The sequence below is a fragment of the Streptomyces sp. NPDC051677 genome (genome assembly GCF_044453465.1).
GTDB lineage: Bacteria > Actinomycetota > Actinomycetes > Streptomycetales > Streptomycetaceae > Streptomyces.
Genome location: NZ_JBITCT010000016.1, coordinates 143,677 through 168,377, shown reverse-complemented (window position 1 = coordinate 168,377; position 24,701 = coordinate 143,677). Strand labels below are relative to the sequence as shown.

Genomic DNA, 24,701 nt, shown 5'->3' with positions numbered 1-24,701 from the left:
CGCGAAGTCCCCTGGTAAGGGTGCTGCATGCGCGTATGCCGGAGATACCGGGAGATCAGCGGGGAATCTCCTCCACTTCCGCGAAGCCCTCCGTCCGGCTCCACCGAAGCCGGGTCAGCGACTCGGTGGAGGCCTCGCTGAAGACCAACTGCCGGGCGTCGTCCGCCGCGACGACCTTCGTCCAGCCGTCGAAGTCCTCGGTGAGCTCGGTGTCCCAGCGGGACAGGTCGCCGGTGCCGACCGCGGCGATCGACTCCGTCGGCGGTTCGCCGTCGTAGCAGTAGACGCCCCAGTCCGCGATGACGGCGACCGTCCCGTCGAACGCCTTGAGGGTGAGGCTCTGGCAGCGGTCCGTCGCCGTCGCGTACACCACGCGCGGCGCGCTCCACGCTCCCGCGCCCGTGTCCCGGTGCCGTTCGACGAGCCCGCGTCCGGCGACGTACGCCATGCCCACACGCCGGCCGTCGGACAACGTGATCTCGGCGTCGAACCGAGGGGTGGAGGGAGTGGCCGGGGTGGCCGGGGTGGCCGCTCGGCTTCTGTCACCGTCTCCGTCACCGTCTCCGTCACTGTCTGCGGGACCGCCGCAGGCCACCACGACACCCACCATCAGCGCCGTCCCCGCCAGGGCCCAGCGCCGGTCTCCGCGCATCCGCATCCCCCCATGGTGCCCGAGATGTCATCGCCGCGGATTTCGTCAACACGCCGCTCAGTGCCGCAGCCGGTCGAAGCGGAACGGTGCGAGGGAGGCGGGGCGACGGCCGGTGAGGACGTACTCGGTGAGCTGGTGGCCGCTGGCGGGGCCGAGCGTGACGCCCAGCATGCCGTGGCCGGTGGCCGCGAAGGCGTTGGCGTGGTCGGGGACCCGGTCGATGACCGGGAGTCCGTCGGGGAGGAAGGGCCGGCCGCCGACCCAGGGGTCGCGGATCAGGCCGACCAGGTCGTCCGGGTCGTCGAACCAGCGGCCCAGGTAGTGGCGGCTCGCGAGGGCCACGGCGACGACGCGCCGCCAGTCGAGGCGGTTGTTGTTGCCGCTCAGCTCCATCGTCCCGCCGATCCGCGTGGTGCCGCCGATCGGCGAGGCGACGGCCCTGCGTTCACCGAAGTACAGCGGGTGCCGGGGCGCGGGATCCAGGTCCACCGAGAAGCTGTAGCCCTTGCCCGCCTGGAGCGGCAGCCGGGACCCGAGAGCGTTCAGCAGCGGCGCGGAGCGCATGCCGGCCGCGATGACGACGGCCGTGCAGGGAATCTCGCCCTGAGCGGTGCGCAGCGCGGTCACGCGGTTCCCTGACACGCGGAACCCCAGGGTCTCGACGTGCTCGTGGATCTTCACCCCCGAGGCGGCGAGGGTCTCGCCGAGTCCGCGGGCGAACGCCTCCGGATCCACCACGCCCTCCCCCTCGACGAGATAGGAGGCGCGCACCCCTGGCGACAGCGCGGGGTCCAGCAGCCGGGCCTCGTCGCCGGTGACGACCTCGTCGGGGACGAGGTAACGGCCGTCCGCCATCTCCCGTTGCAGGGCGAGGTGGTGGCGGGCCTCGGCCGGGGACAGGAAGGCGTGGACCATGCCGGGTCGGGTCAGGGTCGTCTCGGCCCCGGCCGCGCGCAGGCCGTCGAAGAGGCCGAAGGTGGTCCGGTTCAGCTCGGCGATGGCCGCGTAGCCGCGCCGGAAGGCGGCCGGTGTGCTGCTGCGCCAGAAACGCCACAGCCACCGTACGAACGCCGGGTCGGGCAGGGGCCGTAGATACAGGGGCGAGTCCGGCCGGCCCAGTGAGCGCAGCGCGTACCGGACGACGCCCGGCGCCGGGACCGGCGTCGAATGGCTGAGGCAGATCCAGCCCGCGTTGCCCCGGGACGCCCCGGAGCCCAGGCCCCGGCGTTCGACGACCTCCACGGGCTGGCCCGCCGCGGCCAGGTAGTAGGCCGTGCACAGTCCCACGACACCGCCGCCGACCACCACGACCGGGCCGCCGCCGGCGAGTGCGGCGGTCATGACGCGGGCCCGTAGGAGGCGAGGAACTCCCGGGTGCGGGCCTGGGCGGGGCGGTCGAGGACGTCGCTCGGCCGGCCCTCCTCGACGATCCGGCCGCCGTCGACGAAGACGAGGTGGTCGGACACCTCTCGGGCGAAGGACAGTTCGTGGGTGACCAGCAGCATCGTCATGCCGTCCGCGGCCAGTTCCCGCATCACGCCCAGGACCTCCCGGGTCGCCTCCGGGTCGAGGGAGGAGGTGGGTTCGTCGAAGAGCAGCACCTCCGGCCTGAGCGCGAGCGCCCGTGCGATGGCGACCCGCTGCTGTTCCCCGCCGGACAGTTGCTCGGGCCGGGCGAGGCCGCGGTGGGCCACGCCCACCCGGCGCAGCAGGGTGACGGCCCGCTCAAGGGCCTCCCGCTCGGGGATGCCCGCCTTGCGTTGCGCGAGGACGACGTTCTCCACGGCCGTGAGGTGCGGGAACAGGTTGAACCGCTGGAAGACCATGCCGACGGTGCGGCGCAGTCGTGGCAGGTCGCGGCAGAGCGACCGGCCGCCGTCGTGCACGACCTCGCCGGCCACCTCGACCGTGCCCCTGTCCGGCCTCTCCAGCAGGTTGACGCAGCGCATCAGGGTGGTCTTGCCGCCGCCGCTCTGCCCGATGACGCTCACGATGCGACCGCGGTCGACCTCCAGGTTCACGTGGTCGAGGACCTGACGGCCGTCGAAGGACTTGCTCAGCCCCTCGATCCGTACGACGGCCTCGGTGCGGGCGGGCGGGGTGGTCCTCGCCTCGGTGACGGGCTCGGTCATGCCGCGGCCTCCTTCCGCTTGACGTCCGTGCCGAAGCCGGCGGCGAGGTCGGCCGCGAGAAGCTCCCTCGCCGCCCGGACCCGCCGGCGCCGCCACGGGGAGAGGGGGACGCCCGCTCGTACCTTCCTCTCCAGGAGCAGCAGGAGCTGGGAGAGCGGGTAGCAGAGCGCGAAGTACAGGGCGGAGATCACCAGGTAGACCTCCAGCGCCCGGAACGTGGTCGAGGTGATGAGCCGACCCTCCGACATCAGTTCCGCAGCGGAGACGGTGACCAGCAACGAGGTGGACTTGAGCAGGTCGACGAGCATGGTGTTGGTGCCCGGCAGGGCCTGCCGGACGGCCTGGGGCAGGACGACGTGCACGAAGATGCCCGCCCTGGCCATGCCCTGCGCCTCGCCCGCCTCGGTCTGTCCGGCGTGCACCCCGCTGATGGCGGCGCGGAAGATCTCGGACAGGTAGGCGGCGTAGAAGACGACGAGACTCAGACAGCCGGCCGTGAACACGTCCAGCCGGATCCCGGCCGAGGCGAGGCCGAAGTAGGTGAGGAAGATGATGGCGAGGAGGGGGACGTTCTTGAAGACCTCGGTGTACACGGCGGCGACGGCCCGCGCGGGCCATGCCCTGCTCAGCCGGAGCAGGGCCACGACGAGGCCGAGGACGACCGCCCCGGCGAAGCTGACCACCGTGTACGAGAGGGTGCGCCCCAGCGCGTCCAGCAGGTCGGACCGGTAGTCGGACCAGGGGACTTGGAAGAGACCGGACATGTCATCCCCTCACTGACCGGACCGGCCGACGGTCGGCGGCGTCCAGTCCTGCGGGCGGTCCACGCCACGGCGCGCGGCCGCGACGTCGGCGGCGGGTACGAGGAACTGCTGGGGATCGCCGCCGTACTTCTCGACGAGCCTGGCCATCTCGCCGTTGGTGTACATGGCGTCGATCTGCGCGGAGATCGCCTGCTCCAGCTTCGTGGCCTTCTTCGGGAGGTAGAAGCCGGTCTGGTACGGCTGGAAGTACGCGTAGGCGGGCTTCGCCTTGACCTCGGCAGCGGTCGGCGGGGTCAGGTACTCCGTCCTGATCTTCAGTTCCGGGCGCTGCTTCTGCGCCGCGATGATGATCAGCGGGTCGAGGAAGCCGACGTCGACGCGGCCCGCGCCGAGGTCGTCGAAGACCCCCGTGGCGTCCGGGTAGGCGTGCAGCTCGGCGCCGGGCACGGACTGGATGGACTTGACCCACACATAGCCCTCGACGGTGCCGAGGGCGAGGCCCTTGAGGTCGTCGACGGTCCGGTAGGTCTTGCCGCTGCGGACGGCCATCGCCGGGGGCGAGTAGTAGGGCGGATCGGTGAAGAGTCCCTGCTTCTGCCGGTCCGCGGACCAGGCGACACCGCCGACGGTGATGTCCACCCGGCGGGACTGCACTCCGGCGAGCATCCCGGCGAAGTCGGTGACCTGCGGTTTGATCGTCAGGCCCAGCTTCTTGGCCACAGAGGCGAGGATGTCGCCGTCGAGGCCGACGATCTTGCCGCCCCGGACGCTGGTGTACGGCGCGTACGGCTGGACGGCCACCTTGATGACTCCGGGCGTGAGCGTCCCCAGGGCGGCAGTCTTCGCGGAGACGTTCTTCGGAGCGTCGGCGGCGGCGTCGGAGCCGCAGGCGGCGACCGACGGGAACAGGAGAAGTGCGCAGAGAGCGATCAGGAGGGAACGCATACGGGTCATCGGCCCGGGCCTTCCGTAGGGCGCTGGAGGAACCCGCCGTTCACCACGTCGAGCCCCCGGCGGGGAAGTGATGAGGCCATACGCTAGGGATCCGCCTGCCGCGCGTCACCGTTCACTTCGTACGAATGTGTGGCTGATATCGCTCGCTCCCCTGTACGGTGCGTCCATTCACGGCCCCACCGGCGACGGGAGGAACCCCGTGCTGAGTCCGTCACTCGCGCAGGAGATCGCCGGGGACACCTCCGCCGTGATCGGCTTCAACGTGCTGATCACCGATGCGGACGGCATGGTCATCGGCAGCGGCGACAGCAGTCGGGTCGGCACCTTCCACGAGGCCTCCGTCGAGGTCGTCCGCACTCAGGAACCGGCCACGCACAGCGCGTCGCAGGCCCACCGGCTGCGCGGGGTGCGTCCCGGGGTGACCCTGCCGCTGGTCAGCGGCGGCCGGGCGGTGGGCACCGTCGGGATAACCGGCACTCCCGCCCAGGTACGCCGGTTCGGGCTGCTGGTGAGGCGCCAGACGGAGATCCTGCTGAGGGAGTCCGTGATGCTGCGCTCCCGCCTGCTCTCGGAGCGGGCGGCCGAAACGCTGCTCGCCGACATCGCCTCCTACGATCCGCAGGTCGTCGAGGGCGACTTCCTGGTGTTCCGAGCCGCCGAACTCGGTTTCGACCTCCGACTGCGCCGGGTCGCGGTGGCCTTCGAAGTGACCGTGCCCGACGCGGCCGCACGTCGCCGGGGCGCGCCCACCCAGGACATGGCGCTGATCCGCTCGGAACTGCTGCGGACCGTCCGCGAGGTCTTCGCCGACCCCCAGGACATCGTCGCGGGCGCGGCGCCCGGATGGATCGGCGTCCTGCACCGGCTGCCCGCCCGGCGACCCACCGAGTCGCTGGTGACCGACTGCCGACGGGTGGCCGACGTCATCGCCGCGCAGCACGGTCTCGCCGCCCGCGCGGGCATCGGTGAGCCGGCCGCCTCCGTGGGCGGTCTGCACGAGTCCTACCAGGACGCGTGCGACGCGCTCCGGCTCGGCGGCCGTCCGCCGGACGGCTGTTCGGTCCACCTCATCGCCGACCTCAGGGTCCATCAGGTCCTGGCGGCGGTGAGCCAGTCCGCCCGCACCCGCCTGCTCGACCTCACCGTCGCGGGTCTGCGGGCCCAGCCGGACTGGCCGGTGCTGCGCGACACGATCACCGCCTGGTGCGAGAACGGCTTCAACCTCGTACGGGCCTCGGCCGCCCTGCACATCCACCGCAACACCGTCGTCTACCGGATGAACAAGATCGAGCAGGTCACCGGCCGTCCGCTGCGCGACCACCGGGCCACCATGGCGCTCTACCTCGCCTGTCTGGCGGACCGACTGGGCGGCGGCTGAACCCCCTCCAGGCCGCTCCCGCCGCCCGCGGTCACCAGGTCACCAGGTCACCGGCAGCTCCCGCACGCCGTGGACCGCGCGTCCCTCGAACGCCAGCTCCTCCGTCTCCGGGCCGGTCAGCCGCAGGTCCGGCAGGCGCTCGAAGAGCATCGGCAGCGCGATCTGGAGCTCGGCCCGGGCCAGCGACTGTCCGAGGCAGTGGTGCAGACCGTGACCGAAGGCGAGATGCTGCCCGGCGTCCCGGGTGAGGTCGAGCGCGTCCGGGTCGGCGAACACCGCGGGGTCCCGGTTGGCCGCCTGCAACGCGACAACGACGCCCTCACCCGCCCGCACGGTGACCCCGCCGACCTCGACGTCCTCGGTGGCGATACGGCGCAGCCCGATGTGGACGACGGTCAGATAGCGCAGGAGTTCCTCCACCGCGCCCGGCACGAGGTCTCTCTCTGCGCGCAGCGCGGCCAGTTGGTCCGGGTGGCGCAGCAGCGCGACGACGCCGAGGGAGAGCATGCTCGCGGTCGTCTCGTGCCCGGCGATGAGCAGTTGGACGAGCAGACCGGCCGCCTCCGCCGGGGTGGCCTCCCCGGTGGCGACCCGCTCGGTGGCGAGCTTGCTCATCAGGTCGTCGCCCGGTCGGCCCGACTTGGCGGCCAGCAGTTCCTGCAGATAGCCGAAGAGGGCCGCCCAGCCGGCCCGCATCGCCTCAGGTCCGGCCGACACGGTGGCGAAGGCGGCGGCCTGCCGGTGGATGAAGTCCCGGTCCGCGTACGGCACTCCGAGCAGTTCGCAGATGACGAGGAGGGGCAGCGGCAGGGTGAAGTGCTCGACGAGGTCGGCGGGTTGGTCCTGTGTGACGAGAGCGTCGAGGAGCTCCCCCGTGATCTTCGCGATGGCGGGCCGCAGTTGCTCGACCCGGCGGAAGGTGAACTCGGGGATGAGCATGCGGCGCAGCCGGGTGTGGTCGGGCGCGTCCATCGCGAACAGCTGGCCGGGGCTGCGCGGCGGCGGTGTCGGCTGGAGTCCGGGGAATCCCGGCCGGACGTTCTCCGAGCTGAACCGCGCGTCGCTGAGGACGGCCCGGGCGTCCTCGTGCCGGGTGACCAGCCAGGGGTGGGTGTCGCCCCACAGGCTGATCCGGGTGAGGGGCCGCTCCCTGACCCAGCGCCCGTACTCGGCGGCGGGATCGAGGAGGGGGCGGTGCCGGGGCAGGGGCGGCGGGGTGTCCGTCGAGTGCATGTGGGGGGCTCCGGTGGTCAGGGGGCGGTGATGCCGGCCAGCGTGAGAAGGAGGTTCTTGACGTCCGTCGCGTCGATCTCGCCCGTTGCGAGGTCCGGACGCGAGCAGAGCAGCACGGGGCTGTCCTGCGGGTCCTGGGGCAGCCGGCCGTGGCTGCCGCGCACACCGGAGGGGTCCAGCGGGACGGTCTTGATGCGGTAGCGCAGGCCGGCTTTCTTTCGGACGACCTGGCCGACGGCGCGCGCCTTCACGCCGGGCACGGTGGGGTCGTAGAGGAGTTCGGCGGGGTCGTAGCCGGGTTTGCGGTGGATCTCGACCTGCCGGGCGAAGTCCGGGGCACGCTCGTCGTCCAGCCAGTAGTAGTACGTGAACCAGGCGTCGGACTCCGCGACGGCGACCAGTTCTCCCGAGCGTTCGTGCGCGAGTCCGTGCCGGGCCTTGCCCTGCTCGTCGAGCACCTCGTCCACGCCGTCGAGCCCGGCGACGACCTCGGCGGTCTTCGCGAGGTCGGCGGGGTCGCGGACGTAGACGTGGGCGATCTGGTGGTCGGCGACGGCGAACGCGCGGGACGTCCAGGGGTCGAGGTACTCCATGCCGTCCTGCGTGTGCACTTCGAGGAGCCCGGCCCTGCGCAGGGCGCGGTTGATGTCGACCGGCCGGGAGGCGGGCGCGATGCCGTACTCGCTGAGGATCACGACGGTGGCGTCCTCGCGCCGGAAGTGGTCGAGCAGCGGGCGCAGGGCGTCGTCGAGCCGTCGGGCCTCGCGGGCGGTCTGCGGCGAGTCGGGGCCGGAGCGCTGGGGTTCGTAGTCGAGGTGCGGTACGTACACCAGGGTCAGATCGGGGCGGTGCTCGTCGAAGATCTGGCGGGCGGCGGCCAGGATCCACTGGCTGGAGGGCAGTCCCGCGTTGGGTCCCCAGTAGGTGAACAGCGGGAACGGGCCGAGCCTGGTGGTGAGTTCGTCGTGCAGGGCGGGCGGCCAGGTGTAGCAGTCGGGTTCCTTGCGGCCGTCGGAGTAGTAGACGGGGCGCGGCGTGACGGTGAGGTCGACGTCGGCCCCCATGGCGTACCACCAGCAGACGTTGGCGACCTTGTAGTCGGGCTTGCTGCGGCGTGCGGTGTCCCACAGTTTCTCGCCGCCGACCAGCGCGTTGTGCTGCCGCCACAGCAGGACCTCGCCCAGGTCGCGGAAGTACCAGCCGTTGCCGACGATGCCGTGCTCGGCGGGGGGCGCGCCGGTGAGGAGGGTGGACTGCACCGAGCAGGTCACGGCTGGCAGCACGGGGTTGAGCCGGGCCTGGAAGCCCTGTGCGGCGACGGCCGAGACGGCGGGCATGTGGCGCAGCATGCGGGGGGTGAGGCCGACGATGTCGAGGACGACTGTTCTCGTCATGAGACGCGCTCCTTTCGCGGGTGTGCGGTGGGTTCCCGGACCAGGCCGAGTTCCTCGAACCGGTCGCGGGTCCAGGCCAGTTCGGCGGCGAGACCCTCGACGAGGCTCGCGCCGTCGTGCGGCCGCAGGTGATCGGGCAGGACCGACCAGGTGTACGTCTCGACCTCGACGTGGTCGCAGACAGCCTGCGGGCCGCCGAGCAACTCACCGAGGGTGGTGGTCAGTTCGTCCGCCGTGGTGCGCAACGGCGGTGCGGGCTCGGCATGCAGCGGGGCGTGGAAGTGCACGCGCCAGGCGGAGCCGGGGTCCAGCTCTCCGGCGAGGGCGTCCGGCAGGTCGTCCACGCCGGAGACGACGCCGTGCGGGGCGGTACGGGTCTGGTGCAGGAAGCGGGGCTCGGCGAACCGGGCGAGGGCGGCCCGCGCCTGCGGGTCGGCCGGGTCGTCGGCCTGGAGGGCGCTGGACGCCTGCACCTTGACGACGGGGAGTCCGGCCTCGGCGAGGCGACGCAGGGCCGCGGCCGGTTCCTCGAACTGCACGGCGAGATGGCAGGTGTCCAGGCAGACGCCGAGCCGCTCGGGGTCCAGTCCCCCGAGCTCCCGGGCCGCCTGGACGGTGTCCTCCACCACGCATCCTGGTTCGGGCTCGAAGCCGACCCGGATCGTGCGGCCGGTCTCGCGTTCCAGGTCGGCCAGCTCCCGGGCGAGTTCGTCCGCCGCGCGGCGGGCGGTGTCGCGGGCGGCCGTCGGCCACGGGGTGCGCCAGGCCAGCGGCAGGGTGGAGACGCTGCCGCGCCGCGCGTCGTCGGGCAGCAGCCCGGCGAGCACCCGGGCGCAGTCGACGGTGTAGCGCAGGCGCGCGGGGTCGGTCCAGTCGGGCAGGTAGACGGCCCGTTTCACCACCTCGCGGTGGAAGCCGCCGTAGGGGAAGGCGTTGAGGGTGACGGTCTCCAGGCCGCGTGCGGTCAGTTCGGCGCGCAGGCGGCGTACGGCGTCGGGCCGGGCGGTCAGTTCGGTGACGACGTCGTGGGCCAGCCACAGGCCGATGCCGAGCAGGTCGACGCCGAGGGTCTCCCGGACGGGCTGGGCGTAGGCGGCGAGCTGGTCCACCACTCCGTCGAGGTCCTCGGCCTGGTGGACGTTGCTGCAATACGCGAGGTGGACGGTGGTGCCGTCGGGGTGTCGGAAGCGCACCGCGGGTTCACTCTCCGCCGCGCTTGATGGAGTTCCCCTCGAACAGACCCGTGTCGTCCGGTTTGACGTCGTCGAGGTCGAGCCGGCCGCTCTGGCCGTAGAAGGCCACGGGGTTGCGCCACATGACCTGGTCGACGGTGTCGTCGTCGAAGCCCGCGGCGAGCATGGCGTCCGCCGTCTTGCGGGTCTTGAGCGGGTCGCTGCGGCCCCAGTCGGCGGCGGAGTTGACGAGCATGCGCGCGGTGCCGTGCTCCTGGAGGATGCGGACCATGCGGTCCTCGCTCATCTTGGTGTGCGGGTAGATGGAGAAGCCCATCCAGCACCCGCTGTCGGCGACCATCGACACGGTGAGTTCGTTGAGGTGGTCGACGAGGACGCGCTCCGGCGCGATGCCGGACTCGCGGACCACGTCGAGGGTGCGCCGGGTGCCGACGGCCTTGTCGCGGTGCGGGGTGTGGACCAGGACCGGCAGGTCGTGCTCGACGGCGAGTTCGAGCTGACGGGCCAGGGCGACGTCCTCCTCGGGGGTCATGGAGTCGTAGCCGATCTCGCCCACGGCGACCACCCGGTCCTTGGCCAGATAGCGCGGCAGGACGTCCAACACCCCTGCGCAGCGCGGGTCGTTGGCCTCCTTCGGGTTGAGGGCGATGGTGCAGCGGTGCTGGATGCCGAACTGCGCGGCGCGGAACGGCTCCCAGCCGAGCAGCGCGTCGAAGTAGTCGGTGAAGCTGTCCACGGAGGTGCGCGGCTGGCCGAGCCAGAAGGACGGCTCCACGACCGCCCGGACGCCGGCCGCGTACATCGCCTCGTAGTCGTCCGTGGTGCGCGAGGTCATGTGGATGTGGGGGTCGAAGATACGCATCATGCGGCTCCTGCGGGCGCGGCGGGGGTGGGGGGATCGGTGACGGCCGAAGTGGTGGAATCGGTGGCCGCGGAGGTCGTGGCGTAGGCCTTGAGGGCTCGTACGGCCGCGGCCCGGCGGTCGGGCACGGGTGAGCGGGTCTCCGCGGCCAGCCCGGAGGCCTCCAGCGTGCCGGGGTGGGCGTGCAGCAGCGGCCAGACGTCGGCGGGGACGTCACGGCCGGCGGCGACCCGCTCATGGGCGAAGTCGGCGAGCATACGGGCGAGTTCGCGGTCGGCGCGCTCGGCCAGACCCGCCACCCGATCGAGGGGGACGTCGTAGAAGACGCACTTCAGCACGGCGTGCCGGTAGCCGTCGTAGTCCAGGTGACGTGCCGCGTACGGGCCGAGGGCCGCCTCGATCAGGTCCGTGTCGTTGCCGCGCAGGGCCTCGCGCACCAGCGGCAGTCCCCGGTCGGCGAACGACGCGTCCGCGTCCTCCAGCAGGGCCAGCGAACGCAGCACCGCCCGTTGTTCGGCGGCGTCTCCGTACCGGTGGAGAGCGGTGATCTCCTCGGCGAGCGCCGCTCCGCGCAGCGGTAGGGCGGCGAGCAGTCGGGCGCGGGCGGCGTCCGCCACCGTCCAGCCGTCGACGAGCGGGCCGCGCCCGCAGCGTCGGCCGACTGCCGGGAAGGCGGCGCGCACGGCCGCCGGGTCCCGGCCGACGCGGTCGACGGCATCCGCCAGCCAGTTCTGGGCGTCGGCGGTGAGCTTCCGGTCGAGGGCGGAACGCATGGGGATGTCTGGGTCCACCGCGCATACCTCCTGTTTGGCTGCGCGTACGACAACGGCCGTACGGGGGGGGTGGGGGTGAGGGTGCTCGACGGAGCGACGGGACCGTCGCGGCGTCAGAACGGCTCGGCGGCCTGGAGGAACTCCAGGGACCGGCGGGCGACTTGGGGGGCGTCCAGTGACGCACCCTGGATCTCCACCGAGACCGGCCCTCGATAGCCGGCGGCCTTGAGGGCGGCCAGGACAGGCGGGAAGTCGATCTCGCCCGCGCCGAATTCCAGGTGGTGGTGCACGCCCCGCCGCATGTCCTCGATCTGCACGTTCACCAGGTACGGAGCCGTGCGTGCGACGCAGTCGAGCAGCGGGAGGTCGTCGACGCAGTGGGCGTGGCCGATGTCGAGCGTGACGCCGAACAGGTCGGGGCCACCGAGCCGTTCGCGCAGCTCCAGGACCCGTTCCACGGTGTCGACGAACATGTTCGGCTCGGGCTCGAACCCCAGGGCCACGCCGTACTCGCGGGCGATGTCCAGAACCTCTTCGCAGCCCGCGGTCAGCCGCTTCCAGGCCTCGTCCTCCGACACCCCTTCGGGCGCGGGACCGCTGCACAGGTGGACGGCCGGGGCGCCCAGGTCGGCCGCGATCCGCACGGCGCCGGCCAGCAGCTCGACGCGTCGCCCGGCGCCCTGGGCCGACATCAGCGTCGGGATGTGCTTGTGCCACGGGTCCAGCAGGTACGGCGCCCCGGTCTCCACCACGACCGCCAGCCCGAGCCGGTCCAACCGCCGTGCGAGGGCGTCGACCTGGCGGGGCAGGTCGGGTGCGAACGGATCGAGATGACCGTGATCGAGCGTGAGCCCGACCGAGTCATAGCCCAGGTCGGCAAGCACGGTCAGCACGTCGTCGAGCCGGTGATGGGCGAACCCGTTGCTCCCGAACCCATACCGAAGCCGCCCCGAGAAGGACGAACCGGGGCCGCCGGGTTCCGGCCTCATGTGGGCGACACCTTCCGGGCGAGTCTGCGTGCCAGGGGGTGTGCCGCGGCCAGGGCTCCTGCCAGGGCCGCGCCTCCGCCGCCCGCGGTGAGCGCCGCCTGCAGCGGCATCAGGGACATGATCCCGGTGCCGACGGCGCCGCGGACGTTCGCCGCGGACGGCTCCCGAGCCGCCCGCGCCTGTGCCGTGCCGTACGAGGCGAGGTAGCCGAGCGCGCCGACGGCGGCGCCGATCCGGGCGGCCGGGGTCCGGCGCTGTAAAGCCGGAAGGGCCGCGGCGGCCAAGGCGGTTGCGGTGCTGCCGGCCAGCGTGGCGGCGGGCACGCTGCGCGGCGCGCCGGACACCTCGTGGCGGCTCAGCGCCGTGACGGTGTAGGTGTGGGCGCCGACCAGCAGGGCCGTCGGCACCGCGGCCGATCGGCGCCCGGGGTCCGCTCCGGCCAGCACGTTCAGCGCCCGTGCGCCCGCCATGGCGGCCGGACCGGCGGCGGTGGACTTCAGCCGCAGGTCGTACGCCCAGACCAGTCCGGTCAGCGGAAGCGCCACACCGAGGGCGCGCCGTCCCCCGGCCAGCGCGGCGAGGCCGAGGCCCGCCGCGGTGAGCCCGCATGCGGTGGCCAGCGCGGTGGAGCGGGCAACTCGCCCGGAGGGTATGGGGCGTTCGGGGCGTTCCACCGCGTCGACGGTGGCGTCCGCGTAGTCGTTGAGCGCCATCCCGGCCCAGTAGAGAGCCACCGACGAGGCCATCGTCGCGACCGTACGGGGGCGGGCCGTCCCGGCACTCGCGACGGCGCCGGCGAGGATGTCACCGGGCACGCTCAGCGCTGCGGGCAAGCGAATCAGCTGCGCCAGATCGGCCAAGCGCGGGGAAGGCGAGAAGTTGTTCGGGCCGTGCATGATCGGACCCTACGTCGATCATTTTAGCGCTCATATACCTCACCCCCATCATTTCTGTGAAGAAACCGTGTGCACACAGGCCGGACGGGCGCGCCATGACCCCCTTGCCCGGCCCTGAGCGACCCCCTAGCCTGATTTTGTGCCGCTAATAAACAAAATCCGAACGCACACCGCCGTGCCGGACGACCGCAACCACCTCACCTCTCTCCGCATCGCCCTGACCGCCTTCTTCGCCCTCGACGGCTTCATCTTCGCCGGATGGGTCGTCCGCATCCCTGCCATCAAGGACCAGATCGGCGCCTCCCCCAGCACCCTCGGTCTCGCGCTCCTCGGCGTCTCCGCGGGCGCGGTGATCACGATGATGGTCACCGGGCGCCTCTGCCACCGCTACGGCAGCCACCCGGTCACCGTGGTCTGCGCGGTCCTGCTCTCCCTCAGCGTCACGCTTCCCCCGCTCACCCACTCCGCCGCCGCCCTCAGCGCCGTCCTGCTGCTCTTCGGCGCGGCCTACGGCGGGATCAACGTCGCCTTCAACAGCGCCGCCGTCGCTCTGGTCGCGGCGCTGCGCAGGCCGATCATGCCCACGTTCCACGCGGCTTTCAGCCTGGGCGGCATGATCGGCGCGGGGCTCGGCGGCCTGGTCGCGGGCTCCCTGTCCCCCACGCACCATCTGCTGGGCCTCGGGATCATCGGCCTGCTCGTCACCGCGCTCACGGGCCCCACGCTGCTGCGGCACGAGCCACCGCGCCCACCCGACCACGACGCCACCGCCACAGCCGACGTCGCCGAGTTTCCGGCCTCCGCGAAGGCGGCCCTCGACGCGCCCTCGCAGGCGGCCCCGCGCCGCCCGACCGCCCGCACCCGCCGTCTCGTCCTCGTCTTCGGCCTGATCGCCCTCTGCACGGCGTACGGCGAAGGCGCCCTCGCCGACTGGGGCGCCCTGCACCTGGAACAGGACCTGGGCTCCTCCTCCGGGGTCGCCGCGGCCGGTTACTCCTGTTTCGCACTAGCCATGACGGTCGGCCGGCTCACCGGCACCACCCTCCTCGAACGGCTCGGCCGTACCCGCACGGTGGTGGCCGGCGGCGCGGTCGCGTCGGCCGGGATGCTGCTCGGCTCCCTCGCCCCGGCCGTGTGGGCGGCGCTCCTGGGCTACGCGATCGCGGGACTCGGCCTGGCCAACCTCTTCCCGGTGGCCGTCGAACGCGCGGGAGCCCTGGCCGGCCCGAGCGGAGTCGCCATCGCCTCCACGCTCGGCTACGGCGGCATGCTCCTGGGCCCGCCCGCCATCGGTTTCATGGCGGACTGGTTCTCCCTGTCCGCCGCCCTCACCAGCGTGGCGGTCCTGGCCGCGCTGGCCGCAGTGATCGGCTTCACCACACGCCGAGCCACAGCCACCTGACCGCTCCGTCCCAGCGACTTGACCGCTCGGCGGCTCGGCGACTCGGCGACTCGACCGCTCAGCGGCTCGGCGGCTGGACCGCTCGGCGACCCGGCCGGTCGGCGACTCGACGACTTGACCACTCGGCGACCCGGCGACTGAACCACTCCGCGACCCGGCCGGTCAGCGACTCGACGGCTCGGCGACTCGACCGCTCAGCGGCTCGGCGGCTGGACCGCTCGGCGACCCGGCCGGTCGGCGACTCGACGACTTGACCACTCGGCGGCCCGGCGACTTGACCGCTCCGCGACCCGGCCGGTCGGCGACTCGACGGCTCGGCGACTCGACCACCCGGCGACCCGGCGACTTGACCGCTCCGCGACCCGGCCGGTCGGCGACTCGACGGCTCGGCGACTCGACCACCCGGCGACCCGGCGACTGGACCACTCCGCGACCCGGCCAGTCGGCGACTCGACCGACCAGCGGCTGGACCGCTCGGCTCCGCGGCGACTCGACCGCCCGACGACCCGGCGACTGGACCGCTCCGCGACTCGGCGTCCGCTCCCTTCGACCGTGCTCCATCCGGCAGACTCCCCGCATGGAGACTGCCGAGTTCATTCGCGTCCTGGACCGCGAGGGCCGGTCGCTGGCCGCCGCCGCGGCGGAGGCCGGCCCCGGTGCGAAGGTTGTGACCTGCCCGGACTGGCAGGTCACGGACCTGCTGCGCCACACGGGCAAGGTGCACCGCTGGGCGACGTCGGTCGTGGCCGAGGGCCACTCTTCGTTCCAGCCGGTGCCAGAGGCGCCGGACCTGAACGGCGACGCACTGCTGACCTGGTTCCGCGAGGGGCACCGACGACTCGTCGACACTCTTTCCGCCGCCCCGCCCGACCTGAGGTGCTTTCACTTCTTCCCCGCGCCGTCACCGCTCGCGTTCTGGGCCAGACGACAGGCGCACGAGACGGCCGTGCATCGCGTCGACGCGGAGTCGGCCCGCGGCCGGACGCCCGAGGAGATCGCCGGGGAGCTCTCCGTCGACTTCGCGGCGGACGGCATCGACGAGTTGCTGCGCGGCTTCCACGCGCGCGCCAGGAGCAGGGTGCGCACCGAGGAGCCCCGGGTCCTGCGGGTGCGGGCGACGGACGCGGCGGACGCCGTGTGGACCGTCCGCCTGTCGTCCGAGCCGCCCGTGACGGAGCGCAACGCCGAAGGGGATGCCGACTGCGAGGTGTCAGGACCGGCGGCACTGCTCTATCTGTCCCTGTGGAACCGGCTGCCGCTCCCGAGCGCGACCGGCGACGCCTCACTGGCGGCGCTGTGGCGGGAGACGTCCGCCATCTGAGGAACCGCGAGGTCAGTCCGACAACATCCGGGTCAACACCGCGCGCTGCACCGGCCGTACGTCGCCGTGCAGCGCGCGCCCCTTCCCCGTGAGCGCCACCCGCACGCCCCTGCGGTCCTCCGCGCACATGCGGCGCTCGACGAGACCGTCCCTCTCCAGGCGCGCGACGAGCCGCGACAGCGCGCTCTGACTGAGGTGGACCCGCTCGGCGATCTCCTGGACGCGGTAGCTGCACGAGCCGTCCGGCGCGCCCGACTCGGCGAGGACGTCGAGCACCTCGAAGTCGCTGGCGCACAGGCCGTGTTGATGCAGGGCCCGGTCGAGTTCGCACTGGGTGCGCGCATGCAGCGCCAGCATGTCCCGCCACTGCTCCACCAGCGCCTGCTCGGCCTCGGTCTCGCCCGTCTTCGCCGCCATGGGGCGCACCGTAGCAGAGAACGGAATTTATTGCATGAGAATTAAATGCGCTTGCAATCAATGCGTACGCATGTAGTGTCTCCGCCATGACCTCTCCGCTCCCCTCCTCCGCGTCCCCGATCGCCGAGGGCCGCTGGACCGCCCGGCTGTGGGGCACCCTGCTGGTGCTGTGCGCCGCGATGTTCCTGGACGCGCTGGACGTGTCGATGGTCGGCGTCGCGCTGCCGTCCATCGGCTCCGACCTCGACCTGACCACCTCGACCCTGCAATGGATCGTCAGCGGCTACATCCTGGGCTACGGCGGCCTGCTCCTCCTCGGCGGCCGCACGGCCGACCTGCTCGGCCGCCGCCAGGTCTTCCTGATCGCCCTCGGCGTCTTCGCGCTGGCCTCACTGCTCGGCGGGCTCGTCGACTCGGGCCCGCTGCTGATCGCGAGCCGGTTCATCAAGGGCCTGAGCGCGGCCTTCACAGCGCCGGCCGGCCTGTCGATCATCACCACGACGTTCCCGGAGGGCCCGCTGCGCAACCGCGCCCTCGCCATCTACACCACCTGCGCCGCGACCGGCTTCTCGATGGGCCTGGTCCTCTCCGGCCTGCTCACGGAGGCCAGTTGGCGCCTCACCATGCTGCTGCCCGCGCCGATCGCCCTGCTCGCGCTGGCGGCGGGCCTGAAGCTGCTGCCGCGCAGCGAACGGGAGAAGGACCACAACGGCTACGACGTCCCCGGCGCCGTCCTCGGCACCGCCTCGATGCTGCTGCTGGTCTTCACCGTGGTCCAGGCCCCGGAGGCGGGCTGGACGTCCGCCCGCACCCTGCTGTCGTTCCTCGCCGTCGCCGTCCTGCTGACCGCCTTCGTCCTCGTCGAGCGACGCTCGGCCGGGCCGCTGATCCGGCTCGGCGTGCTGCGGTCCGGCAGTCAGATCCGCGCCCAGCTCGGCGCGATGGCCTTCTTCGGCAGTTACGTCGGCTTCCAGTTCCTGGCCACCCTCTACATGCAGACGCTGCTCGGCTGGTCGGCGCTGCACACGGCGCTCGCCTTCCTGCCCGCCGGCGCGCTGGTGGCGGTGTCCTCGACCAAGGTGGGCTCGATCGTGGACCGGTTCGGCACCCCGCGGCTGATCGCGGCGGGCTTCGCCTTCATGGTCGTCGGCTACGCGCTGTTCCTGCGCGTCGATCTCGACCCGGTCTACGCCGCCGTCATCCTGCCCTCGATGCTGCTGATCGGCGCGGCCTGCGCGCTGGTCTTCCCCTCGCTCAACATCCAGGCCACCAACGGTGTGGCGGACCATGAGCAGGGCATGGTCTCGGGGCTGCTCAACACCTCGGTGCAGGTCGGCGGCGCGATCTTCCTGGCGGTGGTGACGGCGGTGGTGACCGCGGGCACCCCGGCCGACCCGACCCCGCAGGCCGTCCTGGACAGCTACCGCCCCGGGCTGGCGGTGGTGACGGTCATCGCCGCGGCGGGCCTGCTCATCACCCTCCCCGGCCTGCGCACCCGACGCCCCCAGGGCTCGGTCGTCGTCGCCAAGTCCACCGCGACGGACGCGGATGCGGATGCGGACGTGAGGACAGAAGTGGAGACGGAAGTGGAGACGGAGCCCGTGGGGGCCCGCGACTAGCGGAATCCTCCACCTGTGCGCCCGGCGGGGCCGATTGCCTCGCCGGCGCACGCCTGTGAGACTCGTCGTATGAGCGGTTACGGGGGACGGCGCACACAGGCCGAGCGGGACGCGATCACCGTCGAGATCGGATACGCACTGTGCAGCGCGGTGTTCGCGGCGGCGGTGCTGTACGGGGCGGTCGCCGGACCGGCGCTGCTGTTCGAACTGCCGGACCTGGCCGAGAAGTCGCTGCTGCGGGCGGGCCTCGCGCTCGCGCCCCTGGTGTTCGTGGCCCGGGTGGTCTCCGTGCTGGTCCGCTTCCGTGCGGAGGCTCAGCCCAGCCAGCCCGGCCGCACCAGCCCCGACTCGTAGGCCAGCACGACCAGTTGGGCCCGGTCCCGGGCGCCCAGCTTCACCATGGTGCGGCTGACGTGGGTCTTGGCGGTGAGCGGGCTGACGACCAGCCGGCGGGCGATCTCCTCGTTGGTCAGGCCGATCCCGACCAGCGCCATCACCTCCCGCTCCCGTTCGGTGAGCCGGACCAGCGCATCGGCCGTCGCGGGCTCCTTGGAACGGGCGGCGAACTCGGCGATGAGCCGACGCGTCACGCCCGGCGAGAGCAGCGCGTCCCCGGCGACCACCGCCCGCACGGCGCGCAGGAGTTCCTCCGGCTCGGTGTCCTTGACCAGGAAGCCGGAAGCACCCGAGCGGATCGCCTCGAAGACGTACTCGTCGAGTTCGAAGGTGGTGAGCATGACCACCTTCACCTGGGAGAGCGCCTCGTCCTCGCTGATCCTGCGGGTGGCGGCAAGGCCGTCGAGCAGCGGCATCCGGATGTCCATCAGGACGACGTCGGGCCGCAGTTCACGCACCGCGCGCACCGCTTCCTCCCCGTCGGCGGCCTCCCCGGCCACCTCGATGTCCGACTGCGCGTCGAGCAGCGCCCGGAACCCCGCCCGGACCAGCGACTGGTCGTCGGCGAGCAGTACGCGGATCACCGGTCCTCCTTCGCTCACTGGTTCGCCCCGGTCTCCGGGCCCGTCCGGATCGGCAGTACGGCGAGCACCCGGAAGCCGCCGTCGGGCCGCGGGCCCGCCTCGATCGTGCCACCCAGGGCCGCGGCCCGCTCCCGCATTCCGGCGAGACCGTTGCCGCTGCCGCCCGCGTCGGCCCCGGTCGCCGGTCCCTCGTCGTCGATCCGGAGCCGTAGCGTCCCGCCGCTCCGATCGAGCCGCACGCGCGCGTGGCGCGAGCCGGAGTGGCGTACGACGTTGGTGAGGGCCTCCTGGACGATACGGAAGGCGGCGAGGTCGGCGCCGGGCGGCAGCCGGGGCGGTTCCCCTTCCACCTGGACCGTGAGGCCCGCACGCGCCGCCTGTTCCACCAGCTCGGGCAGCCGGTCCAGGCCGGGCGCCGGAGTGCGCGGCGCGTCCCCCGGCGTGCGCAGGGTGTCGAGCACCTGGCGCACCTCGCCCAGTGCTTCCTTGCTGGCGGACTTGATGGTGGTCAGCGCGGTGCGCGCCTGCTGCGGGTCGGAGTCGAGGAGCGCGAGGCCGACGCCCGCCTGCACATTGATGACGGACAGGCTGTGCGCGAGGACGTCATGCAGTTCGCGGGCGATGCGCAGCCGCTCCTCGTCGGCGCGCCGCCGGGCGGCCTGGGCGCGTTCGGCCCGCTCACGGTCCCAGCTCTCGCGCCGGATCCGGGCCAGTTCCGCGATCGCCACGATCGCCACGACCCAGCCGGCGACGACGATCTCCTGCCCGTAGGGCGCCGGGTCGTCGCCGGCGGGCGGCAGCCACCGGTACAGCCAGTGCGCGACCAGCAGATGCACGGCCCACAGCATGCCCAGGGCCGTCCAGGCGGCCCGGCGGTGCCCGGCGACGACGGCGGCGAAGCAGGCCACGGCCACGGTCAGGAACACGGGCCCGTACGGGTAGCCGGCGCCCAGGTAGAGCGCTGCGGCGCCCGCCGTGCCGAACACGACGGCCACCGGGTGCCGTCGCCGCCACAGCAGCAGCCCGGAGGCGACGACCAGCAGCACGCGCGCGAAGCCGTCGAGCGAGGCCCGCTCGCCGTCCTGCGCGTGCGCCGCGAAGTTCGAGCCGACGAGGACGAAGACGGTGACCAGCACGGTGGAGCGCCAGGGCCACCTCGTCGCGCCCGGCGCCGTGTCCTCCCGGCCCTCCCAGCGGCGCAGCCACGGTGGCCCGTGCCGCCACCACCGCAGCGGGCCACCACGCCCGCGCACCTGCTCTTCGTCCATGTCCGCAACGCTAGACGCCGCCGCCCGCGCCGGACGTCCGCCGGACGAGGTGATCACCCGTACTCCCCTGGAAGTACGCGCCGGCACACTCGCGCCCCGTGCACCGGGGCGCAGCCCTCACGCCTGGCGCAGCCCCACCTCGTGGGCGAGCCGGGTGATCGCGTACCGGAAGAACGGCTCGCGTTCCTCCACGAGGCGGTGGAACTGCCCGAAGAGCTCGAAGCCGACCAGTCCGTAGAGCTGGGCCCAGGCCGCGACGAGTGCGGCGACCGCGCCCGGGGGCAGGTCGGGGGCGAGGTCGGCCGCCATCCGCACCGCCTCGGGAACCAGGTCGTCCGTCAGGAGCGGCGCCTGAAGCCCCTGCGCCCGGTGTGCGTCGCGCACGATGTCGATGAGGAGGACGCCGACGCGGGCTGCGGCCGGGACGGTCGCGTCGGGTGCGCTGTAGCCGGGCACCGGCGAGCCGTAGATCAGCGCGTACTCGTGCGGGTGCGCCAGTGCCCAGCGGCGCACCGCCTCGCCGACCGCGACCCAGCGCTCGACGGGGACGGCGTCGGCGACGGCGGCGTGGGCGGCCTCCGCGCTCGCGCCGAGGGAGTCGTAGGCGTCGATGATGAGTGCGGTGAGCAGGTCGTCGCGGCTCGGGAAGTAGCGGTACAGCGCGGACGAGACCATGCCGAGCTCACGGGCGACGGCGCGCAGCGAGAGCTTGGCGGCGCCCTCGGACGCGAGCTGTCTGCGGGCCTCGTCCTTGATGGCGGCGGTGACTTCGATCCTGGCGCGGGCACGGGCCCCTCGAACGGTGCTGCTCATACCCCCACTGTGCCATGAACGAGGAGCGGTGCACACAATCGAGAACGGTGAACAAAAAAGAGAGCGGCGCTCTTGCTAAGGCGCGCTGCTCTCGGGCAGACTCTCCTCAAGCGAGAGCAGTGCTCACACTTTCCGTCTCAGGAGGCAGCAGCCATGTCCACCCACGTACAGAAGCCCGGCTGGTTCACCGTCAACGTCTTCAACCGTGCCGTGGCCTGGCTGACCCGTCGCGGTCTCAGCGTGTGGGGTTCGAGGGTGCTGGCGGTCCGCGGCCGCAAGAGCGGCGCGTGGCGAACCACCCCGGTGAACCTGCTGACCGTGGACGGGCAGCAGTACCTGGTCGCGCCGCGCGGCCACGTCCAGTGGACGCACAACATGCGCGCGGCGGGCGGCGGCGAGCTCCACCTCGGCAAGGCCGTGGAGGAGTTCACGGCCATCGAGGTCGCCGACGACGACAAGACACCTCTGCTGCGCGCCTACCTCAAGCGCTGGAAGGCCGAGGTCGGCGTCTTCTTCAACGGGGTGGGCCCGGACTCCTCCGAGGCCGAGTTGCGCCGAATCGCCCCTGACCACCCGGTGTTCCGGATCACGGTCACGAACCGGCGGTGATCGGCGCGTCGAGCGCCCGGGTTCGGGAACCGTCAGGAACCGGTCTCTTCGGCCGCCTGCGCCGTCGCCGCCTGCCGCCGGTCCATGGCGGTGAGCGCCCGCTGGGCCATCGGATGCGTGCGGACGAGCTCGCCCAGCGTCGTGTGGCCGCGCGTGATGTCGGTGAACGCGCGCCACGCCGGGCGGAAGCCGGTGAGGGCGGCGTGGAAGAGCCCGGGCCGCCGCTCGAAGAGGGTGAGCATCCGCTTGCCGACGCTCATCTCCACACCGAGGCCCGCCTTGACCGCGAAGGCGTAGTTCAGCGCCTGGCGGCGGGCGTCCACCGCGTCGTGCGCCTCCGCGATGCGGACCGCCCACTCGCCGGCGAGCCGGCCCGACCGCAGCGCGAAGGAGATGCCCTCGCGGGTCCACGGCTCCAGCAGACCCGCCGCGTCGCCGCACACGAGCACCCTGCCGCGCGAGAGCGGGGAGTCGTCGGCGCGACAGCGGGTGAGGTGACCGGAGGAGATGCTCGGCTCGAACCCGGCGAGACCGAGCCGCCCGATGAAGTCCTCCAGATAGCGCTTGGTGGCGGCGCCCTCGCCGCGCGCCGAGATCACGCCGACCGTCAGCGTGTCCCCCTTGGGGAACACCCAGCCGTAACTGCCGGGCATCGGACCCCAGTCGATGAGGACACGGCCCTTCCAGTCCTCGGCGACCGTCTCCGGCACCGGGATCTCCGCCTCCAGGCCGAGGTCCACCTGGTCGAGCTTCACACCGACGTGCGCGCCTATCCGGCTCGCGCTGCCGTCCGCGCCGACCACCGACCGGGTCAGCAGCGTCTCGCCGCCCTGCAGGACGACCGCGACGGTGCGCCGGTCGGGAACGGCCGAGCCGTGCTGCTCGACGCGCGTGACGGTGACGCCCGTACGCAGCTCGGCGCCCGCCTTCTGGGCGTGCTCCACGAGCTGCTGGTCGAACTCGGGCCGGTTGATCAGCCCGAACAGCATCTGGCGGGAGCGGCGGGTCCGGGTGAAGCGCCCGTTGTTGGAGAAGGTCACCGCGTGCACCCGGTCCCGGAAGGGCAGCTCGAAGCCGGGTGGCAGGGAGTCGCGCGAGGGTCCGATGATGCCGCCGCCGCACGTCTTGTAACGGGGCAGCTCCGCCTTCTCCAGCAACAGCACCCGCCGTCCCGCGACCGCCGCCGCGTAGGCGGCCGAAGCCCCCGCGGGCCCCGCGCCCACCACGACGACGTCCCACACCAGCCGCATGTCGTCCGCCGAAGAGTTCTCGTCGTCCGCCGAAGAGTTCTCGCTGCTCACGATGGTCTACTGCTCCCGATCAAGCCGCTTGCCGCACCTGTCCCCCGCATCCTACGGCGGAGATCGTCACGGTCCGATGACGGTCCGCTGTGCGAGGATCGGCGGCGTGCGCGCCCCCCATCCCGGCAGCGCGTACGCTCGCACGGTCCCCCGAACGGACCAGTGCCACCCCGTACAACGTCGCACCCACAAGGAGCGTGCCCATGTCGTCGAATCCGGTCGCCGAGACCGTCGCCTCGCTCATGCCCAGGGCGCGGGCGGAGCTCACCGAGTTGGTGGCCTTCAGGTCGGTGGCGGACTTCGACCAGTTCCCCAGGAGCGAGAGCGAGGCCGCCGCGAACTGGATCACGGCCGCGCTGCGCGCCGAGGGCTTCCAGGACGTGGCCCTGCTCGACACCCCCGACGGCACCCAGTCGGTCTACGGCTACCTGCCCGGCCCCGTCGGCGCGAAGACCGTCCTGCTCTACGCCCACTACGACGTGCAGCCGCCGCTGGACGAGGCCGCCTGGACCACCCCGCCCTTCGAGCTGACCGAGCGCGACGGCCGCTGGTACGGCCGCGGCAGCGCCGACTGCAAGGGCGGCGTCATCATGCACCTGCTCGCCCTGCGCGCCCTCAAGGCCAACGGCGGCGTCCCGGTCCATGTGAAGGTCATCGTCGAGGGCTCCGAGGAGATGGGCACCGGCGGTCTGGAGCGGTACGCCGAGGAACACCCCGAGCTGCTGACGGCCGACGCCGTCGTCATCGGCGACGCGGGCAACTTCCGCGTCGGACTGCCGACGGTCACCGCCACCCTGCGCGGCATGACGATGATGCGGGTGCGGATCGACACCCTCGAGGGCAACCTGCACTCCGGGCAGTTCGGCGGGGCCGCGCCCGACGCGCTGGGCGCGCTGATCCGCGTCCTGGACTCGCTGCGCGCCGAGGACGGCTCGACCACCGTCGACGGGCTGACCGACGACTCGCACTGGGAGGGCCTGCAGTACGACGAGGGGCAGTTCCGCCAGGACGCGAAGGTGCTGGACGGCGTCGGGCTGATCGGCTCCGGCACGGTCGCCGATCGCATCTGGGCCCGGCCCGCCGTCACCGTCCTGGGCATCGACTGCCCGCCGGTGGTGGGCGCCACCCCGTCCGTGCAGGCGAGCGCCCGCGCCCTGATCAGCCTGCGCGTGCCGCCGGGCGTGGACGCGGCCGAGGCGACGAAGCTGCTCCAGGCGCACCTGGAGGCCCACACGCCGTGGGGCGCGCGGGTGAGCACCGAGCAGATCGGGCAGGGTCAGGCGTTCAGCGCCGACACCACCAGCCCGGCGTACGCGGCGATGGCCGAGGCGATGGCGGTCGCCTACCCCGGTCAGGACATGCAGTACGCGGGCCAGGGCGGTTCCATCCCGCTGTGCAACACCCTCGCCGCCCTCTACCCGCGGGCGGAGATCCTCCTCATCGGTCTGAGCGAGCCGGAGGCGCAGATCCACGCGGTCGACGAGAGCGTGTCCCCCGAGGAGCTGGAGCGGCTGTCGGTGGCGGAGGCCCTGTTCCTGCGCACCTACGCGGCGAGCTGAACCGGCCTCTTGGCCGGCGGCGCGAGACGCGGGCGCTGACGGACCCGACCGGTTTCCGGCGCGGGCCGTCGACTCCCGTGCCTCGACGCCCGCTTCAGCGGCCTCCCTCACCCCGTCCAGGACGCAGCCGCCGCAGTCGTCGGCCGCCGCGCCCCGATCGCCGAGGTGAGGGAGGGTTCCGGAGGACCCGCC

The 24,701-nt window shown here is 72.7% G+C and carries 24 protein-coding genes; 7 read left to right on the top strand and 17 right to left on the bottom strand.

Annotated features, from left to right (window positions below; all coding sequences use genetic code 11):
- Nucleotides 1–55: 55 nt before the first annotated feature.
- The 5 genes from ACIBAF_RS21015 to ACIBAF_RS20995 are packed head-to-tail and all read right to left on the bottom strand — an operon-like array spanning nucleotide 56 to nucleotide 4,502.
- The gene (locus ACIBAF_RS21015; RefSeq protein WP_399464729.1) at nucleotides 56–658 is read right to left on the bottom strand and encodes a hypothetical protein; all 603 of its coding nucleotides are present in this window, start codon (nucleotides 656–658) and stop codon (nucleotides 56–58) included.
- A gap of 51 nt (nucleotides 659–709) precedes the next feature.
- A complete protein-coding gene (locus ACIBAF_RS21010; RefSeq protein WP_399464728.1) occupies nucleotides 710–1,993 on the bottom strand; it encodes an NAD(P)/FAD-dependent oxidoreductase in 1,284 nt (427 codons plus the stop codon).
- Complete coding sequence (locus ACIBAF_RS21005) at nucleotides 1,990–2,784, bottom strand: amino acid ABC transporter ATP-binding protein (protein ID WP_399464727.1); 795 nt, start codon at nucleotides 2,782–2,784, stop codon at nucleotides 1,990–1,992. The genes ACIBAF_RS21010 and ACIBAF_RS21005 overlap by 4 nt, the downstream gene beginning before the upstream one ends.
- A complete protein-coding gene (locus ACIBAF_RS21000) occupies nucleotides 2,781–3,548 on the bottom strand; it encodes an amino acid ABC transporter permease (protein WP_399464726.1) in 768 nt (255 codons plus the stop codon). The genes ACIBAF_RS21005 and ACIBAF_RS21000 overlap by 4 nt, the downstream gene beginning before the upstream one ends.
- A gap of 9 nt (nucleotides 3,549–3,557) precedes the next feature.
- A complete protein-coding gene (locus ACIBAF_RS20995; RefSeq protein WP_399464725.1) occupies nucleotides 3,558–4,502 on the bottom strand; it encodes a transporter substrate-binding domain-containing protein in 945 nt (314 codons plus the stop codon).
- Between the two features lie 199 nt (nucleotides 4,503–4,701).
- On the opposite strand from ACIBAF_RS20995, the gene ACIBAF_RS20990 reads away from it, so the two are divergent.
- Complete coding sequence (locus ACIBAF_RS20990) at nucleotides 4,702–5,880, top strand: CdaR family transcriptional regulator (protein ID WP_399464724.1); 1,179 nt, start codon at nucleotides 4,702–4,704, stop codon at nucleotides 5,878–5,880.
- A gap of 39 nt (nucleotides 5,881–5,919) precedes the next feature.
- On the opposite strand, the gene ACIBAF_RS20985 is transcribed toward ACIBAF_RS20990, so the two are convergent.
- From ACIBAF_RS20985 to ACIBAF_RS20955, 7 genes are all read right to left on the bottom strand, one after another.
- Nucleotides 5,920–7,113: a cytochrome P450 gene (locus ACIBAF_RS20985; protein ID WP_399464723.1), complete on the bottom strand. Its 1,194-nt coding sequence runs from the start codon at nucleotides 7,111–7,113 to the stop codon at nucleotides 5,920–5,922.
- A 17-nt stretch (nucleotides 7,114–7,130) separates the two neighbouring features.
- Nucleotides 7,131–8,507 carry an alkaline phosphatase family protein gene (locus ACIBAF_RS20980; protein ID WP_399464722.1) on the bottom strand — a complete coding sequence of 459 codons (1,377 nt, stop codon included), beginning with the start codon at nucleotides 8,505–8,507 and terminating at the stop codon, nucleotides 7,131–7,133.
- Nucleotides 8,504–9,700, bottom strand: a complete 1,197-nt coding sequence (gene eboE / locus ACIBAF_RS20975; RefSeq protein WP_399464721.1) for a metabolite traffic protein EboE — start codon at nucleotides 9,698–9,700, stop codon at nucleotides 8,504–8,506. The genes ACIBAF_RS20980 and eboE overlap by 4 nt, the downstream gene beginning before the upstream one ends.
- Nucleotides 9,701–9,707: 7 nt before the next feature.
- Nucleotides 9,708–10,562: a TatD family hydrolase gene (locus ACIBAF_RS20970; protein WP_399464775.1), complete on the bottom strand. Its 855-nt coding sequence runs from the start codon at nucleotides 10,560–10,562 to the stop codon at nucleotides 9,708–9,710.
- Nucleotides 10,562–11,353: an EboA domain-containing protein gene (locus tag ACIBAF_RS20965; protein WP_399464720.1), complete on the bottom strand. Its 792-nt coding sequence runs from the start codon at nucleotides 11,351–11,353 to the stop codon at nucleotides 10,562–10,564. The genes ACIBAF_RS20970 and ACIBAF_RS20965 overlap by 1 nt, the downstream gene beginning before the upstream one ends.
- Nucleotides 11,354–11,448: 95 nt before the next feature.
- Nucleotides 11,449–12,324, bottom strand: coding sequence for a sugar phosphate isomerase/epimerase family protein (locus ACIBAF_RS20960; protein ID WP_399464719.1), 876 nt, complete (start codon nucleotides 12,322–12,324; stop codon nucleotides 11,449–11,451).
- On the bottom strand, nucleotides 12,321–13,220 hold the full coding sequence (locus ACIBAF_RS20955; protein WP_399464718.1) for an SCO3242 family prenyltransferase: 900 nt from the start codon (nucleotides 13,218–13,220) through the stop codon (nucleotides 12,321–12,323). Before ACIBAF_RS20955 ends, ACIBAF_RS20960 begins: the two co-directional genes overlap by 4 nt.
- Nucleotides 13,221–13,359: 139 nt before the next feature.
- Here ACIBAF_RS20955 and ACIBAF_RS20950 point away from each other — a divergent pair, with 139 nt between their 5' ends.
- Together ACIBAF_RS20950 and ACIBAF_RS20945 are read left to right on the top strand one after the other, a co-directional pair.
- Entirely contained in the window at nucleotides 13,360–14,622 is a 1,263-nt protein-coding gene (locus tag ACIBAF_RS20950) for an MFS transporter (protein ID WP_399464717.1), read from the top strand.
- A gap of 577 nt (nucleotides 14,623–15,199) precedes the next feature.
- Nucleotides 15,200–15,943, top strand: a complete 744-nt coding sequence (locus ACIBAF_RS20945) for a maleylpyruvate isomerase family mycothiol-dependent enzyme (protein WP_399464716.1) — start codon at nucleotides 15,200–15,202, stop codon at nucleotides 15,941–15,943.
- Nucleotides 15,944–15,955: 12 nt separating this feature from the next.
- Here ACIBAF_RS20945 and ACIBAF_RS20940 read toward each other — a convergent pair whose 3' ends face one another.
- A complete protein-coding gene (locus ACIBAF_RS20940) occupies nucleotides 15,956–16,360 on the bottom strand; it encodes a MarR family winged helix-turn-helix transcriptional regulator (protein ID WP_399464715.1) in 405 nt (134 codons plus the stop codon).
- Between the two features lie 86 nt (nucleotides 16,361–16,446).
- On the opposite strand from ACIBAF_RS20940, the gene ACIBAF_RS20935 reads away from it, so the two are divergent.
- Entirely contained in the window at nucleotides 16,447–17,979 is a 1,533-nt protein-coding gene (locus tag ACIBAF_RS20935; RefSeq protein WP_399464714.1) for an MFS transporter, read from the top strand.
- Nucleotides 17,980–18,048: 69 nt separating this feature from the next.
- Nucleotides 18,049–18,333, top strand: a complete 285-nt coding sequence (locus ACIBAF_RS20930; protein WP_399464713.1) for a DUF6332 family protein — start codon at nucleotides 18,049–18,051, stop codon at nucleotides 18,331–18,333.
- Here the strand turns inward: ACIBAF_RS20930 and ACIBAF_RS20925 are convergent.
- From ACIBAF_RS20925 to ACIBAF_RS20915, 3 genes are all read right to left on the bottom strand, one after another.
- Nucleotides 18,294–18,959, bottom strand: a complete 666-nt coding sequence (locus ACIBAF_RS20925) for a response regulator (protein ID WP_399464712.1) — start codon at nucleotides 18,957–18,959, stop codon at nucleotides 18,294–18,296. The two genes, ACIBAF_RS20930 and ACIBAF_RS20925, sit on opposite strands and share 40 nt — an antisense overlap.
- 14 nt (nucleotides 18,960–18,973) lie before the next feature.
- Nucleotides 18,974–20,227, bottom strand: coding sequence for a sensor histidine kinase (locus ACIBAF_RS20920; RefSeq protein WP_399464711.1), 1,254 nt, complete (start codon nucleotides 20,225–20,227; stop codon nucleotides 18,974–18,976).
- 117 nt (nucleotides 20,228–20,344) lie between these two features.
- A complete protein-coding gene (locus tag ACIBAF_RS20915) occupies nucleotides 20,345–21,040 on the bottom strand; it encodes a TetR/AcrR family transcriptional regulator (protein WP_399464710.1) in 696 nt (231 codons plus the stop codon).
- Nucleotides 21,041–21,193: 153 nt separating this feature from the next.
- Between ACIBAF_RS20915 and ACIBAF_RS20910 the strand changes: the two genes are divergently transcribed.
- Nucleotides 21,194–21,649, top strand: a complete 456-nt coding sequence (locus ACIBAF_RS20910; protein ID WP_399464709.1) for a nitroreductase family deazaflavin-dependent oxidoreductase — start codon at nucleotides 21,194–21,196, stop codon at nucleotides 21,647–21,649.
- Nucleotides 21,650–21,681: 32 nt separating this feature from the next.
- On the opposite strand, the gene ACIBAF_RS20905 is transcribed toward ACIBAF_RS20910, so the two are convergent.
- Complete coding sequence (locus ACIBAF_RS20905) at nucleotides 21,682–22,899, bottom strand: geranylgeranyl reductase family protein (RefSeq protein WP_399464774.1); 1,218 nt, start codon at nucleotides 22,897–22,899, stop codon at nucleotides 21,682–21,684.
- 254 nt (nucleotides 22,900–23,153) lie between these two features.
- Here ACIBAF_RS20905 and ACIBAF_RS20900 point away from each other — a divergent pair, with 254 nt between their 5' ends.
- Nucleotides 23,154–24,509 carry a dipeptidase gene (locus tag ACIBAF_RS20900; protein ID WP_399464708.1) on the top strand — a complete coding sequence of 452 codons (1,356 nt, stop codon included), beginning with the start codon at nucleotides 23,154–23,156 and terminating at the stop codon, nucleotides 24,507–24,509.
- Nucleotides 24,510–24,701 lie beyond the last annotated feature (192 nt).